Source organism: Paenibacillus cineris (genome assembly GCF_018333335.1).
Lineage (GTDB): Bacteria > Bacillota > Bacilli > Paenibacillales > Paenibacillaceae > Paenibacillus_AQ > Paenibacillus_AQ favisporus.
This window is the reverse complement of the sequence record NZ_BORU01000009.1, coordinates 1-14,893: the sequence shown is the minus strand read 5'-3', so window position 1 is coordinate 14,893 and position 14,893 is coordinate 1. Positions and strand designations below refer to the sequence as shown.

General features: G+C 50.8%; 15 protein-coding genes and 1 other RNA gene. 14 read left to right on the top strand and 2 right to left on the bottom strand.

The genetic code is table 11. The features are described from left to right. The first annotated feature begins 173 nt into the window (after positions 1–173). The 8 genes from rpoE (at position 174) to rpmE (ending at position 8,958) form a co-directional block, all read left to right on the top strand. Positions 174–731 (top strand): DNA-directed RNA polymerase subunit delta, encoded by a 558-nt coding sequence (rpoE, locus tag KI379_RS33400; RefSeq protein ID WP_076176957.1) that lies wholly within the window; start codon positions 174–176, stop codon positions 729–731. Positions 732–1,150: 419 nt separating this feature from the next. Then, entirely contained in the window at positions 1,151–2,752 is a 1,602-nt protein-coding gene (locus tag KI379_RS33395; protein WP_076176958.1) for a CTP synthase, read from the top strand. A 175-nt stretch (positions 2,753–2,927) separates the two neighbouring features. After that, positions 2,928–3,311, top strand: a complete 384-nt coding sequence (locus KI379_RS33390) for a response regulator (RefSeq protein WP_076176959.1) — start codon at positions 2,928–2,930, stop codon at positions 3,309–3,311. 182 nt (positions 3,312–3,493) lie between these two features. Next, a complete protein-coding gene (gene fba / locus KI379_RS33385) occupies positions 3,494–4,348 on the top strand; it encodes a class II fructose-1,6-bisphosphate aldolase (protein WP_076176960.1) in 855 nt (284 codons plus the stop codon). 196 nt (positions 4,349–4,544) lie between these two features. Beyond that, a complete protein-coding gene (locus tag KI379_RS33380; RefSeq protein WP_076176961.1) occupies positions 4,545–5,795 on the top strand; it encodes a UDP-N-acetylglucosamine 1-carboxyvinyltransferase in 1,251 nt (416 codons plus the stop codon). A gap of 197 nt (positions 5,796–5,992) precedes the next feature. Continuing rightward, a complete protein-coding gene (gene rho, locus KI379_RS33375; protein ID WP_076176962.1) occupies positions 5,993–7,339 on the top strand; it encodes a transcription termination factor Rho in 1,347 nt (448 codons plus the stop codon). 24 nt (positions 7,340–7,363) lie between these two features. Next, on the top strand, positions 7,364–8,638 hold the full coding sequence (locus tag KI379_RS33370) for a radical SAM protein (RefSeq protein ID WP_212986157.1): 1,275 nt from the start codon (positions 7,364–7,366) through the stop codon (positions 8,636–8,638). Positions 8,639–8,760: 122 nt separating this feature from the next. After that, entirely contained in the window at positions 8,761–8,958 is a 198-nt protein-coding gene (rpmE, locus tag KI379_RS33365) for a 50S ribosomal protein L31 (RefSeq protein ID WP_076176964.1), read from the top strand. 162 nt (positions 8,959–9,120) lie between these two features. Here the strand turns inward: rpmE and KI379_RS33360 are convergent, their stop codons facing one another. Next, positions 9,121–10,368, bottom strand: coding sequence for a stalk domain-containing protein (locus KI379_RS33360; RefSeq protein ID WP_212986156.1), 1,248 nt, complete (start codon positions 10,366–10,368; stop codon positions 9,121–9,123). Between the two features lie 181 nt (positions 10,369–10,549). Here KI379_RS33360 and ffs point away from each other — a divergent pair. From ffs to KI379_RS33330, 6 genes are all read left to right on the top strand, one after another. After that, an RNA gene (ffs, locus tag KI379_RS33355) (signal recognition particle sRNA large type) lies at positions 10,550–10,817 on the top strand. Positions 10,818–11,041: 224 nt separating this feature from the next. After that, positions 11,042–12,763, top strand: a complete 1,722-nt coding sequence (dnaX, locus tag KI379_RS33350; protein ID WP_212986155.1) for a DNA polymerase III subunit gamma/tau — start codon at positions 11,042–11,044, stop codon at positions 12,761–12,763. 44 nt (positions 12,764–12,807) lie between these two features. Next, positions 12,808–13,119: a YbaB/EbfC family nucleoid-associated protein gene (locus KI379_RS33345; protein WP_076176967.1), complete on the top strand. Its 312-nt coding sequence runs from the start codon at positions 12,808–12,810 to the stop codon at positions 13,117–13,119. A gap of 27 nt (positions 13,120–13,146) precedes the next feature. Beyond that, on the top strand, positions 13,147–13,746 hold the full coding sequence (recR, locus tag KI379_RS33340) for a recombination mediator RecR (protein WP_076176968.1): 600 nt from the start codon (positions 13,147–13,149) through the stop codon (positions 13,744–13,746). A 198-nt stretch (positions 13,747–13,944) separates the two neighbouring features. Next, entirely contained in the window at positions 13,945–14,256 is a 312-nt protein-coding gene (locus tag KI379_RS33335; RefSeq protein ID WP_244879532.1) for a hypothetical protein, read from the top strand. A gap of 54 nt (positions 14,257–14,310) precedes the next feature. Next, positions 14,311–14,583, top strand: coding sequence for a pro-sigmaK processing inhibitor BofA family protein (locus tag KI379_RS33330; protein ID WP_212986154.1), 273 nt, complete (start codon positions 14,311–14,313; stop codon positions 14,581–14,583). A 28-nt stretch (positions 14,584–14,611) separates the two neighbouring features. Here the strand turns inward: KI379_RS33330 and KI379_RS33325 are convergent. Continuing rightward, positions 14,612–14,893, bottom strand: a 282-nt coding sequence (locus tag KI379_RS33325; protein WP_212986153.1) for a hypothetical protein, incomplete at its 5' end; no start/stop codon positions are given.

Here is a 14,893-nt window from a genome sequence, read left to right as displayed (position 1 = left end):
AGGTTACTCCGCCTTTTCATTCGCCTTTTTTTGGGACAACCTTGCAGCCTTCCTTTATGCACTTAAAACTTGCATTTTATTTATAAATAGGTTTTACTTAGTTTTGATAATGGATATGTTGTTATAAGTAACGATATATAAGGTGAACTTTGCGTGAGAGGAAGTGTCCGTAAGTGAGTAACTCACTCCAGCTTAAAATGGATCCCGAGAAAATCCGGGAAATGCCAATGGTCGATCTGGCCTTTGCCATTTTGAAGGCGGCTAATACGCCGTTTTATTATCTCGACCTGATGAAAGAGGTAGCCAAGCTTCGCGGTTTAACGGATGAAGAAGTTAAAGAGACCGTTGCGCAGCTATATACAGAAATTAATATCGACGGCCGGTTTGCCTGCGTAGGAACGAACCTGTGGGGACTGAAGCGCTGGTATCCGATCGACCGCTCCGAAGATCCGATCAGCAGCTCCAAGCGTCCGCGCATCATTAACGATGACGACGATGATGAGGATGACGATTTCACGGACGAGGAAGATACGTTTGCTGAGGACAGCGACGATGATTTCGACCGGATCGACGAGGATCATGACGACATCTATTCCGATGACGATTCCGAGGAAGAAGTGGAAGATGACGAAGACGTGATGCTCGACGACGAGGACCTGGAAGATGAAGAGGCCGTTGAAGAGGATGAGGAAGAGGAAGAAGAAGACGACCTCGATGAGGAAGAAGATTAATTCCATTCGCAGAATCGCCAATCCTCTCTTGACACGGGACAAGGCACAGAGTAAACTATTGCATGGGCTTATGATTGAGATTTAAATATGCGTAAAATAATAAAAAGTGCCCCGTACTACGGGTGTCACTTTTTTGTTTTTTAATGCGGTATGTCATGGAAGCGGAACTCTCCTTCCACCATATTCGCGGGGGTAGATGAACTGGGAATGGAATGGAAATGATTCGTCTTTTTTAGTTCAATCTATATAATGTCGATTACCCAATTGTGCCATTTGAATTCAAATGGCGCATTGTTGTTCACAGAGAGAGAAAGCAACAAACTTGTTTCGGCCCGATTCCGATGAAAAAACGTGAATTGGGTTACGCTAAACATCATATGTCGCCTGAATTTCTGGACTTTAATAGGAGGGTTTTTACAGTGACAAAGTATATTTTTGTGACGGGCGGGGTCGTGTCTTCCTTGGGTAAAGGAATTACCGCCGCTTCACTCGGAAGGCTGCTTAAAAATAGGGGTTTAAAGGTGACGATCCAGAAATTCGATCCGTATTTGAACGTAGACCCCGGCACCATGAGTCCTTACCAGCACGGTGAAGTATTCGTAACGGACGATGGCGCCGAGACCGACCTTGATCTGGGGCACTACGAAAGGTTCATCGACATCAACCTGTCCAAGAACAGCAATGTCACGACGGGGAAGGTGTACTCCTCGGTGATCAGCAAAGAACGCCGCGGGGAATATTTGGGCGGAACGGTTCAGGTCATTCCACATATCACGAACGAAATTAAGGAGCGGGTGTTCCGTGCAGGCCGCGAAGCAGGCTCTGACGTCGTGATTACGGAAATCGGCGGAACCGTCGGCGACATTGAAAGTTTACCGTTTCTTGAGGCCATCCGTCAGATCAAGAGTGAGATTGGCCGCGAGAATGTGATGTACATCCACGTGACACTGATTCCTTACATTAAAGCTGCAGGGGAAGTGAAAACCAAGCCGACCCAGCACAGCGTGAAGGAACTGCGCAGCATCGGCATTCAGCCGAATGTGATCGTATGCCGGACGGAGCATGAGCTGTCTGCGGATATGAAGGCGAAAATCGCACTGTTCTGCGATATCGACGAAAGTGCGGTCGTGGAGTGTCGCGACGCATCTACGCTTTACGAGGTACCGCTGAACCTTCGCGATGAAGGGCTTGACGAGATCGTGGTCAACTACTTGAAGCTGACGACGCCGAAGCCGGACATGACCGAGTGGGAAAGCCTGGTGGATCGCATTAACAAGCTGGAGAAAACGGTGGAAATCGCCATCGTCGGCAAATATGTCGCTCTGCATGATGCTTATTTGAGTGTGGTTGAGTCCCTTTCCCATGCAGGCTTTGACGCAAACGCCGATGTAAAAATCCGCTGGGTGAACGCGGAAGAAGTGACCGATGAAAACGTGGGCGAGCTGCTGCACGGCATCGGCGGCATTTTGGTTCCGGGCGGCTTCGGTGACCGCGGGATTGAGGGTAAAGTATCGGCGATCCGTTACGCCCGTGAGAAGCAAATTCCGTTCTTCGGTATTTGCCTCGGCATGCAGGTGTCTGTGATCGAATACGCCCGTTCCGTGCTGGGACTCGAAGGAGCGAACAGCTCGGAGATCAACCCGTCCACCGAGTATCCGGTGATCGACCTGCTTCCGGAACAGAAGGATATTGAAGATCTGGGCGGAACGATGCGCCTTGGATTGTATCCTTGCAAACTGGCCGAGGGTTCCCTGGCGATGCAGTGCTACAATGACGAGCTCGTCTACGAGAGACACCGCCATCGTTATGAGTTCAACAATGAGTACCGTGAGCAGATTGAAAAAGCGGGCTTGCGCATTTCCGGAACGTCCCCGGATGGACGTCTGGTGGAAATTGTGGAACTTCCGGGCCACCCTTGGTTCCTGGCTGTGCAGTTCCATCCGGAATTCACGTCACGTCCGAACCGTCCGCAGCCGTTGTTCCGTGAATTCGTGAAGGCTGCGCTGCAAGTAGAACGTTAATATACAGCTATGGGTCTCCCTCAGGAGGCCCATTTTTCATTTATATGAAGTTGCAGGAATTTGTATCTAGAAGGCGAATACCTTTAAATGGAGATTGCAGGAGTATGGAATTAACAGTTTAGTTAGGAATTAGGGGTATGATTCGGACGCAGCTGATTGTTGGGAGGTAAGTTGAGTGGATAACAAAAAGGTATTGATCGTCGATGACCAGAACGGTATTCGCATTTTGCTCATGGAAGTGTTCAACAGTGAAGGTTATACGACGTTTCAGGCGGCCAACGGCAAAATTGCACTGGAAATTGTGGAGAAGGAATCGCCGGATCTGGTTCTGCTCGATATGAAGATTCCCGGAATGGACGGGCTTGAAATCCTGAAGCACATCAAGGAAATGAATCCATCCATCAAAGTGATCATGATGACGGCCTACGGAGAGCTTGATATGATCAAGGAAGCGACCGAGCTTGGAGCACTCATGCACTTTACGAAGCCGTTCGATATCGATGAGATGCGGGTGGCGGTAAACATGCAGCTCAAAGACAGCCCGGTTCAATTTGGCTAAAGCGATGGAATTCTGCTGACCTGGCAGAATTCTTTTTTTTGCCCTGCCCTTCCTATATCTGCTTAATTTCAAATGCTTGTTTAGCATTTACAATATGATGTGGTATAATAGCGCTGAATGCAATGCGAATTTCGGCTTAAAACCCTTAGATCAGACAAACACTTTTTAGGAGGATTGGAACCATGCCATTAGTATCCATGACAGACATGTTAAACAAAGCACTTCAAGGGAAGTATGCGGTTGGTCAATTCAACATCAACAACCTTGAGTGGACGCAAGCGATTCTTGCTGCCGCCGAAGAAGAGAAATCCCCGGTAATCCTGGGCGTATCCGAAGGCGCGGCTCGTCATATGGGCGGATTCTATACCGTTGTAAAAATGGTGGAAGGCCTGCTTCATGATATGAAGATTACGGTTCCTGTAGCCATTCACCTGGACCACGGTTCAAGCTTCGACAAATGTAAGGAAGCGATCGACGCTGGATTTACGTCCGTCATGATCGATGACTCTCACAGCCCGATCGACACCAACATCGAAACGACGCGCAAAGTTGTTGAATACGCGCATTCCAAAGGGGTTTCCGTTGAAGCCGAAGTTGGAATGGTCGGTGGTCAGGAAGACGACGTAGTCGGATCTGTTATGTATGCCAAATTGGATGACTGCGTACGCATCGTCAAAGAAACCGGAATCGACACACTGGCTCCGGCTCTTGGCTCTGTTCATGGACCTTACAAAGGCGAACCAAACCTCGGTTTTAAAGAAATGGAAGAGATTCGCGACGCCGTGAACCTTCCGCTCGTTCTTCATGGCGGGACAGGCATCCCGACGCATGATATCAAGAAAGCCATCTCTTTGGGCACATCCAAAATCAACGTCAACACAGAGAACCAAATCTCGTTCACCAAAGCGGTGCGTGAAGTTCTTGCTGCTAAACCGGACGTATACGATCCGCGTAAATACATCGTTCCAGGCCGCGATGCCATCAAGGCAACCGTTGTCGGCAAAATCCGCGAGTTTGGATCCAACAACCAGGCTTAATGTTACACAAGGTTTGAAGTGGGGCCCAGCCCTACGGTGTGGTTCATGATATAGAGGGCTGCCCCGCTCCGGGGCGCCCAATTGAATAGCAAGGAATGGAAAGCACACCGCTTAGCCGGTGTTTTTCCATTTCATACACCAAAATGGACACAGAACTATTTTGCGGCTGCGAAGTATGTGGGGGGAACCTTAGCTTATGGAAAAATTGATGATCAGCGGTGGACGCCCACTGCAAGGCACCGTTTCAATCAGTGGGGCGAAGAACAGCGCCATCGCGTTGATTCCCGCGGCTATTTTGGCGGAGTCCGAAGTAATACTGGACAACCTGCCGCTGCTTAGTGATGTGGCGGTTTATGCAGAAATACTGGAAGAGCTTGGGGCAAAGGTATCTTGGGATGGCAGCCAGATGAACATCGATCCTTCGCGGATCGTATCCATTCCGATGCCCAACGGGCCGGTGAAGAAGCTGAGAGCCTCCTATTATATGATGGGTGCGCTGCTTGGCCGGTTTAAGGAGGCTGTCGTCGGTCTGCCGGGAGGATGCAATTTCGAGCCCCGTCCGATCGATCAGCATATTAAAGGTTTTGAAGCGCTGGGCGCGACCGTGACGAACGAGCATGGCGCGATTCATCTCCATGCGAAGGAGCTGCGCGGGGCAAAAATTTACCTCGACGTATCCAGCGTAGGCGCGACGATTAACATTATGCTGGCGGCTGCCAGAGCCAAAGGCTCCACAATTATCGAAAATGCGGCGAAAGAGCCTGAAATTATAGATGTGGCCACGCTTCTGAACTCCATGGGAGCCATTATTAAAGGCGCCGGCACGGAAACGATTCGTATCGAAGGCGTATCCGAGCTGCACGGCTGCCGCCATTCCATCATCCCGGACCGGATCCAGGCGGGAACATATATGATTGCCGCCGCGGCAACGCGCGGTGACGTATTGATCGACAATATTATTCCTAAGCATTTGGAAGCTGTCACAGCCAAGCTGCTGGAGATGGGGGTCCAAATTGAGGAGCTCGACGAGAGCATTCGCGTGATGGGGAGTCCATCATATGGCCATGTCGATGTGAAAGCACTGATATACCCAGGATTTGCTACAGATTTACAATCGCCAATGACCAGTCTGCTAACCCAGGCCGAAGGCGTAAGCGTGCTCAGCGATTTTGTCTACAGCAACCGGTTTAAGCATGTGCCGGAGCTGGTCCGCATGGGCGCAAAAATTCGCGTCGAGGGCCGTTCGGCCGTCATCGAGAAGAGCCGCCTAAATGCGGCCAAAGTCAAGGCTTCCGACCTCAGAGCGGGGGCTGCGCTGGTGATCGCCGGCCTTACTGTCGAGGAAGGCGTGACGGAAGTGACCGGCGTGGAGTACATCGACAGGGGTTACGATCACCTCGTCAGCAATCTGCGGATGCTTGGCGCCGATGTTTGGCGCGAACAATAATCAGGGTGCTGTAATATTAGGAGAATGCGGGAAATAGATTGAATGAAGCTGATTTTTTCATCATGACCTGCATATCTCCTTCTAATTTGGGTAATCCTATCCTAATGAGGATTTTCATAGACTCATAGATTAGCGTCTTCATCCATTTGATGCTAAGCTCTTGTCAGGACTTATAAAATTGAATAGGTGGTTATTACATGGATTTACAAATTGCCGATTTGGAAGAAATGAAGCTGACCGAATTGTACAAACTGGCGAAGAAGTACCAGATCCCTTATTACGGTCAGTTGAAGAAGAAAGAACTGATTTTTGCTATTTTGAGAGCGCAGGCCGAACAGAGCGGACTTATGTTTATGGAAGGTGTGCTCGAGATTCTCCCGGAAGGTTACGGCTTCCTAAGGCCGATCAATTACCTGCCAAGCACCGAGGACATTTATATCTCCGCCTCCCAGATTCGTAAATTCGACCTTCGTACGGGAGACTTGGTATCAGGGAAGTGCCGCGCACCGAAGGAGAACGAGCGGTATTTCGGTTTGCTGCAAGTCAATGCGGTCAACGGGGAGAGCCCGGAGACGGCATCCGAACGGTTACACTTTCCGGCACTGACTCCTCTCTATCCGCAAAAGAAACTTGTGCTTGAAACATCCCCTAACCATTTGTCTACTCGAATTATGGATTTGCTCGCCCCGGTCGGTCTGGGACAGCGCGGTTTGATCGTTGCACCTCCAAAAGCAGGTAAAACGCTCCTCTTAAAAGAAATTGCCAACAGCATTTCCACCAACAATCCCGAGATTGAACTTTTTGTACTGCTGATTGACGAACGTCCTGAGGAAGTGACGGATATGCAACGTTCCGTAAAAGGAGAGGTGGTTGCGTCAACGTTTGATGAGCTGCCGGAGAACCACATCAAGGTTGCGGAACTGGTGCTTGAACGCGCGCTGCGTCTGGTTGAGCATAAGAAGGACGTTGTCATTTTGATGGACAGCATCACCCGTCTGGCCCGTGCTTACAACCTGGTCATCCCGCCATCCGGACGTACGCTGAGCGGCGGTATCGACCCGGCGGCATTCCATCGTCCGAAGCGGTTCTTTGGTTCTGCCCGGAACGTGGAGGAAGGCGGCAGTCTGACCATTTTGGCCACAGCGCTGATTGATACCGGTTCGCGGATGGACGATATCATTTATGAAGAGTTTAAGGGAACCGGCAACATGGAGCTGCACCTGGACCGCAAGCTGGCCGAGCGCCGCATTTTCCCGGCTATCGATATCCGCCGTTCGGGAACGCGTCGTGAAGAAGTGCTGTTAACGAAGGATGAGCTCGATACCATTTGGGCGATCCGTAAAAATATGAACGAATCCGCCGACTTCGTGGAGGGATTCTTGAAGAAATTGCGTGACTGCAAAACCAATGCCGAATTTTTGGCTTCCTTTGATGTGCATGGAGCAGGAAACGGCCATAGCCGCAGTTCCTCCTCGTCCTCGAACAGCCACAGCAGCAACCGGCGCACCTCACGCCCGTCGACGGCTTCCGTGCCGCTGACTTAAATTTAGCATAAAGAGGAGAACATCATGTATCTGGTATATGCCGATGAAAAAGGCAACGTATTTGATCATCCCACACTGTACGGTCTCGGCCGCAGCGCGGATATGATCGTGGAGATTATGGAAGATGAGTTGATTCCCCTGCCGGAAGGCGCGACGCTGGTCGGCCTCCCCAACACCCGTGCCATTGGTATGGATCCGGAAACGGGTGAGATGACGGCGCTCCCGGGAAACGCTCAGGCTGTGGGGGCACTGCTCCCGCAGGGTTACACCCGGTTATGCCTGCCCGGCTATGTGAAGACGGACAAGGAATACAAGCTGCCGCTCTTTGGTTACTCGGCTGTCGTGTGGAAAGACGGACAATTTTACACGACGGGCCGGCTGTCGGATGACCCGGAGAAGTGGAACCCGCTGAACTGCGATGTAGAGGAATTGGAACTTGGCGTGAAGCGCCTGACGGAGAAGTATCCGGAGAACCGGTTGTACCAGCATTTATCCAATTGTGCGCTCGGTTATGAATGTCTGACCGCATCCAATACCTTTTTGAATCGTTGGGAAGGGGCCGTTCCGGTATCTTACTCCTGTAATGCCGGCTGCTTCGGGTGTATTTCAGAACAACCGGATGACAGCGGATTTGTGGCGCCCCAGACCCGGATGAATTTCAAACCGAGGGTGGACGAGCTCGTTCAAATTATGCTGGAGCATTTAAAAACGCCGGAGTCGATCATCAGCTTCGGACAAGGCTGCGAAGGCGAACCATCCACACAGGCCAAAATCATCATTGAAGCGATGCGCGAGGTGCGTTCGATCACGGATATGGGATATATTAATATCAACACAAATGCCGGCCTGACGGATTTCATCCGCGGCATCGTCGATGCGGGTCTCGACCTGATGCGGGTGAGCACGATCAGCGCGTTGGACGACCATTACAACGCATACTATAAGCCGCGTGGTTATACGCTTGCCAATGTGGAGAAATCGCTGAAGTATGCGTCGGACCAAGGCGTTTACACGTCCATCAACTATTTGATTTTCCCTGGCGTCACAGACCGCGAAGAGGAAATCGAGGCGATGGTGGAGTTTGCGCGCCGGACCAATCTGAAGCTGATTCAGCTGCGCAACCTGAACATTGATCCGGAGAGCTATTTGGAATTGATCCCGCCGGCCAAAGGCGAAATTTTGGGGATGAAGCAGGCGATTGAAATTTTCCAAGCGGAGCTTCCGGATGTGGTCATCGGTTCCTATACCCATGTTCCGCCTCCAAGCTTGATCCGCCCGAAAAAGCCGATTCTGTCTTAATCCGGCAGCGCCTGGAACGGGAAGAAACCATTGATTTATAGGCGCGTCCCTGCTATAATGAATTTATGTGTCAACATAACTCTGGGTCCGCCTGAGGCTCAGGGCAAAAAGAGGTGAAAGTCATGAAAACAGAAATTCAACCAAAATACCACGTTACTACGGTAACTTGCGCATGCGGCAACACGTTCGAAACGGGTTCGGTGAAAGAAGAGCTTCGCGTCGAAATCTGCTCCAACTGCCATCCGTTCTTCACTGGTAAACAGAAATTCCTGGATGCTGGCGGCCGTGTTGATAGATTTAAGAAGAAATACGGAATGTAATTGCTGCCTGGCAGCATAGATCCGTTATATTTTTAACAAATGACAATCCCCGGTTCGATGAACCGGGGATTTTTTCTTTAATAAAATATAATTACAATAAAATCCGATCCTGTATTCCGTAGGAAACCTTCCTTTTTACGCACCATGCATGTGTTCCGCGTCTTAAATGTTCAAGTCGACCGATTGGCCGATTTTTGTCCATACGTTGGTTTTATTAAAGCCGAGGCGCCATAAGGCGATACCTTTCAGATTGTACCGTTTGGCCAGGCCGATTTTGGTGTTCACGGTGTTTTCGTTTTCGCTGGCAAGGTTAACGCCGAGAACCAGTTTGCTGGCAGGCACCTGTTTGAGCGCAAGCTGGATGGCCGCATCCACTTTGTCGTTAGGCTGCGGGTTTTTCTCATCGGTATAGGCATAAGCCATGACGATAAGCTCATCGGCCAGCGTGCCAAGCTTTTTATAATCGTATCCATGAAAAGAACCGTTCAGCGGCGGCAGGGCGATCGACAGCTTCAAGCCCTGGGCGTGAGTGGCGGCAGCTGCTTTTTGAACGAAAGCATTAAAGGATGCCTGTACAGCCGCTGCGTCCCCCGTAAGCCCGAGTCCTTCCAAGTCCAGCAGGATGCCTTGGAATCCGTTAGTTTTGGCCGTATCTACCATCTGCTGAATCAGGCTTGCCTGAAGCTCAGGTTTCTGGGTCGCCTTCGTCAGTTCCAGTTTGGTGTCGCCGGAAAATACCATCAAATAAGGGGTGGTGCCGGCTGCAGCAGCGGAGCTGACGAGGCTCTCCGGCGTCACATCGCCGGCCGCTTGCGGCCATTTAAAATCCTGTCCTGTCGTTGTGAACCGGCCCTGATCGTCGATGCGGCTCCAGCCAAAGGCGGCTGCGTCGAAGCTTGGAATCAGGCTCGACTCAGAAAATGACGAGATGGCGTAAAAGGCCAGCGTATACATTTTTTCTTGGGGGGACACGATAGTAACGGTATGCGTGGCCTGATCCCAGTTGACGCCGGCGCCGAACTGCTGGCTGAAGAAGCTGAGCGGAATTAGGACGCTTCCTCCGGACATTTGGGGAGCTACGGTCAGCGCCGTTTTGGTCCCGTCTACGGTCGCGCTGCGGCTTCCGACAGTCAGAACGACCTTTTTCGTGGAATCCTTGTCTGTCTTTACTGCTGTGATCTGCTTGGCCGAGGCATTCCATTGCACGCTGATGCCCAGCGCTTCGGAGATGGCCCGGAAGGGGACAAGTGTCGTTCCTTGAACGACTTTGGGTGCAGCCGGGAAAGGCAGCGGATATCCGTCCAGCACGATGCTGACGGGTGCAGCGGCGCTAGCCGGCTTCTGGCCGATGCCGCTCCAGGCAGTGGCTGCAATGAGCAGGCACAATGCGGTTTTGGTTGCTTTATTCATGCGCGATGTTCCTTTCCGTTTAAAATCGTATGTGTAGGATTGGTTGTGGTATAGGACCACTATATCAATAAACGTTTGCTAGATGAATATGGAACGAGAATAATAGATTTATTTTCGAGCGTTTATCCACTTTCTGCCGGGTGGTTGCTTTTTGTACAGGCATGCGATATACTTATTTTCACCGTGCTAGATGGGGAGGTAGCGGTGCCCTGTAACTCGCAATCCGCTGTAGCGAGGTTGAATTCCTGTTAGAGGTATTGTCGATGTGAGGTTTGGTCCCTGCGTGCAATGTTGACGGTTGGGTCCTCCGCAATGAGTACTTGTGAACCTGGTCAGGTCCGGAAGGAAGCAGCCATAAGCAAGCCCACTCTTGTGCCGGAGGATAGCCTAGCCCGAGTTGTTACGCAGGGGTGCCACTCGGATCGCAATCATCAATAACAGGTGCACGGCTTAAACTTGACAATGATTTCAGCATCTTTGCCATCAGGTGGTAAAGATGCTTTTTATTTATTCCGGATGTTCTCATGGCGGCCTTTCAGTCACGGACGCAGGCGGCGGACAGGTAAAAGCCTGCTGCAACATGCGTGTTGGACGTTTTGCATGACGCCGGATTATAGTATAATGATGAGGCAACGAACCCACGCTTAGTGGAAGTTGAAAGAGGGTAAGCGAAGTGGAACATATAGCGTTGTACCGTGCCTGGCGGCCTCAGTCGTTCCGGGACATGGTGGGACAACAGCATATCATTCAAACGCTGCAGAACGCGATCCGCGAACAGCGGGTTTCCCATGCCTACCTGTTCAGCGGCCCGCGCGGAACCGGTAAAACCAGCGCGGCCAAAATTTTGGCCAAAGCGGTGAACTGCGAGCGTGGACCTGCAGCGGAGCCGTGCAATGAATGCGAATCCTGCCGCAGAATTACTTCGGGTGCGGTGATGGACGTTCAGGAGATTGACGCTGCTTCTAACCGCGGCGTGGAAGAAATCCGCGATCTTCGCGAGAAAGTGAAGTACGCACCGACCGAAGTAAGGCAGAAGGTTTATATTATTGACGAAGTGCATATGCTGACGACAGAGGCGTTTAATGCGCTTCTGAAGACGCTGGAGGAACCCCCTCCGCACGTCATGTTTATTTTGGCGACGACCGAACCGCACAAGCTGCCGGCGACGATTATATCGCGCTGTCAGCGCTTTGATTTCCGCCGGGTATCCCTGGAGGAGCAGACGGATCGGTTAAGACAGATTTCACAGGAAGAAGGCATTGAAGCGGAAAATGAAGCCCTTCAATATATAGCAAGGCTATCCGACGGCGGGATGCGGGATGCACTGAGCATCTTGGATCAGATTGCGTCGTTTACCGGCGGTCATGTATCTTATGAACAAGTGCTGAGTATGACTGGTGGGATTGCTTCGGAGCAATTCGGCAAACTTGCACAGGCCATTCTGGAAGGTGACGTGGGCCAGGTGCTCATGCTGGTGGAAGGTTTTATGCAGGAAGGCAAGAGCGCCGATAAATGCATGGAGAACCTGCTGTATTATTTCCGCGATTTATTGATGATCCAGATGATTCCGCAGGCAGACAAGCTCACGGACCGTGTCCTTCATCCGGAAGAATACAAGGAGATGGCTTCTGCCTTTTCCCGCAAGCAGCTGTTCCAAATGATCGATACGCTCAATCATTATCAGAGTGAAATGAAATATGCTTCCCAGCCTCAGACCTTGTTCGAGGTTGCGCTGCTCAAGCTGTGCGGCATTCCCCGTGAAGCGGGAGACGGCGATCGCCCTCAGGAGGCGGCGGCTGATTCGGCTGTGATCAATCAGCTCAAGCAGCAGGTTGCCTCTCTGGAGAAGAAGCTCGAGCGCTTCATCAAGTCCGGTGCGGCTTCGGCCGCTGGTAATAGCGGACCATCCAAACCTGCAGCTCCGCCGGCCCCGCGCATGTCGTCGGCCGCGAAGATTCCGGCGAATATGGATCAGTTTGTAGCAAGTAAGGGAAGTCCTGAATTCATGGAGATTCAACGCCAGTGGGCTCATATTCTGCAAGGAGTCAAGGAGGAGAAGGTGACGGTCCATGCCTGGTTTATGGACGGCGAGCCGGTTTCCGCGACTGATGACGCCTTGCTGGTTGCCTTTAAAAATAATATCCACCGGGAAACGACCGAGAAGCCGGCCAATAAGCAGGTGATCGAGGGCGTGCTGCACTCCGTGCTCGGCAAACCGTATCATTTGGTTACCATGATGCAGCGGGATTGGAGCGCCTCGATGGAAGGGGCTGCGCAGCCCAAAGAAGAGCTGAAGCTCGAGCATGAGCATGAATCGAAAGATCCGAATTCAAAACCATGGATTGATGAGGCGCTCCAGATGTTTGGAGAGGACCTCGTTGTCATAAAAGATTAACCGCACCTTGAAGTGCACTCAATTAATTAAAGGAGAGATGACCCATGAATAATATGAATCAAATGATGAAGCAAGTGAAAAAAATGCAGGAGCAAATGCTCAAGGCACAGGAAGAGCTTGCTGACAAAAAGGTTGAAGGTACATCCGGCGGCGGCGTGGTTACCGTGGAAATGAACGGCCACAAAAAACTGCTCTCCATTACGATTAAGCCGGAAGCTGTTGATCCGGACGACGTGGAAATGCTGCAGGATCTGGTGATGACTGCTGTGAACGATGCGCTGAGTAAAGCGGACGAAATTGCGAATGCCGACATGGGCAAATTTACAGGCGGAATGAAAATTCCTGGCTTGTTCTAAATTTAGAGCTGAAGGAGATCCTGCGCTTTGTATTATCCCGAACCGATCTCGAAGCTGATCGATGCGTTTACGCGACTGCCGGGCATCGGGCCGAAAACCGCGGCCCGGCTTGCTTTTCATGTGCTGAACATGAAAGAGGACGACGTCATTGACTTTGCCAAGGCCCTGGTCAGCGTCAAGCGGAATCTCACCTACTGTTCCGTATGCTGCAATATTACAGACACCGATCCGTGCCGGATTTGCCAGGATAAAACGCGCGATCCGTCTGTCATTTGCGTAGTGCAGGATCCCAAAGATCTTGTCGCCATGGAGCGGACCAAGGAATTCAATGGTTATTATCACGTTCTTCAGGGAGCCATCTCTCCGATGGAGGGAATCGGTCCCGATGATATTCGACTGAAGGAACTGCTTACCCGGCTTAGCGATGAGCGGGTCAAGGAGCTTATTTTAGCGACGAATCCGAATATCGAAGGGGAAGCGACGGCGATGTACATTTCGCGGCTGGTACGCCCTTTTGAAATCGTCGTGACGCGTATCGCGCATGGTCTGCCGGTAGGCGGGGACCTGGAGTACGCGGATGAGGTAACCTTGTCGAAGGCCTTGGAAGGACGGCGTCAATTGAACTGAAGTTGTGCTTAGTGTTTAGCGTTTTGTTAAGTGATCATTTACATTTGAATCGTGCACTTATAGAAGGAGCCTCTTCGGAGGCTTCTTTTTTTGTTCTAAGTTTGTCCCTTTCCTGAATAAGTATGAGAATGGAGGCGGTGTGAGGCACCTGTACTTTAGCCGCCCGTAACTTTCGTGGACAAGGGAGGGGTCTGGGACATGACTTGGTTCAAGAGGAATAAATCAGGAATGTCTGCACAGCAGTACAAAGAGGAACAGGAAGAGAAGTGGATCGTTTATAACGATGTCCAAAATGCTCTTGCGGAATGGGAACGCGCTAGGCTGCGGTTTGAGGAGGCGCTCGGACAAGACCAGATCGACTATGCGATTTATATGCTGGAAGCAGCGGAGCGCAAGTATCAAATGCATTTGAAGCAAGCCAAAGACATCGGCCTCAACCGAGTGCAAATGATAACAAGGGAAGCATCGGCGGCGGCCAGAGGGATGGGCACCCGGACGATGTCCCATTAATTTAGTGGAGGTAATGTTGTATTTATAACGATTTGATTGGGAGGAGATCGATCCATGACCGTAAAAATGTTGATTTGGGGTGTGCTTGGCGTCTCGCTGTTTCTGCTTCTGTTCATCGTCTTTAAGAAAAAGCTGGGATTTGGCTGGTTGACGATGTTCGGAGCGCATTTGGTGTTGGCGGCACTGGGACTTTACCTGGTAAATTTCTCAGGAATGATGTCCGAAGTATACATTCCGCTTAATCCAGCAACGATAGGAACGGTAACGGTGTTGGGACTGCCTGGCGTTGCGCTTCTTTATGGTTTAAAATTAACTTTAATGGGGTAGTTGACGAGTGGTTGCATTCTGTGGTACATTAATTCTCGCCCCTTTCGAAAAGGTACAAGCCTGCCGGACTGGCAGGAAGCGAAAGAAAAAAGAAATTAAAAAAAAGTACTTGACGAATTGCTGGGTAACATGATATATTATAAGAGTTGCTGCTGAGATAAAACAGCGGCGCTGAAAGAGAAGTTTTGATCTTTGAAAACTGAACAACGAGTGAGTATAAACGCGATGGTCTTATGACCGGAGCGATTGAGATTAAATCAATCTCGTCAGATTCAAAATGAGCTACAAACTTTCTTGGAGAGTTTGATCC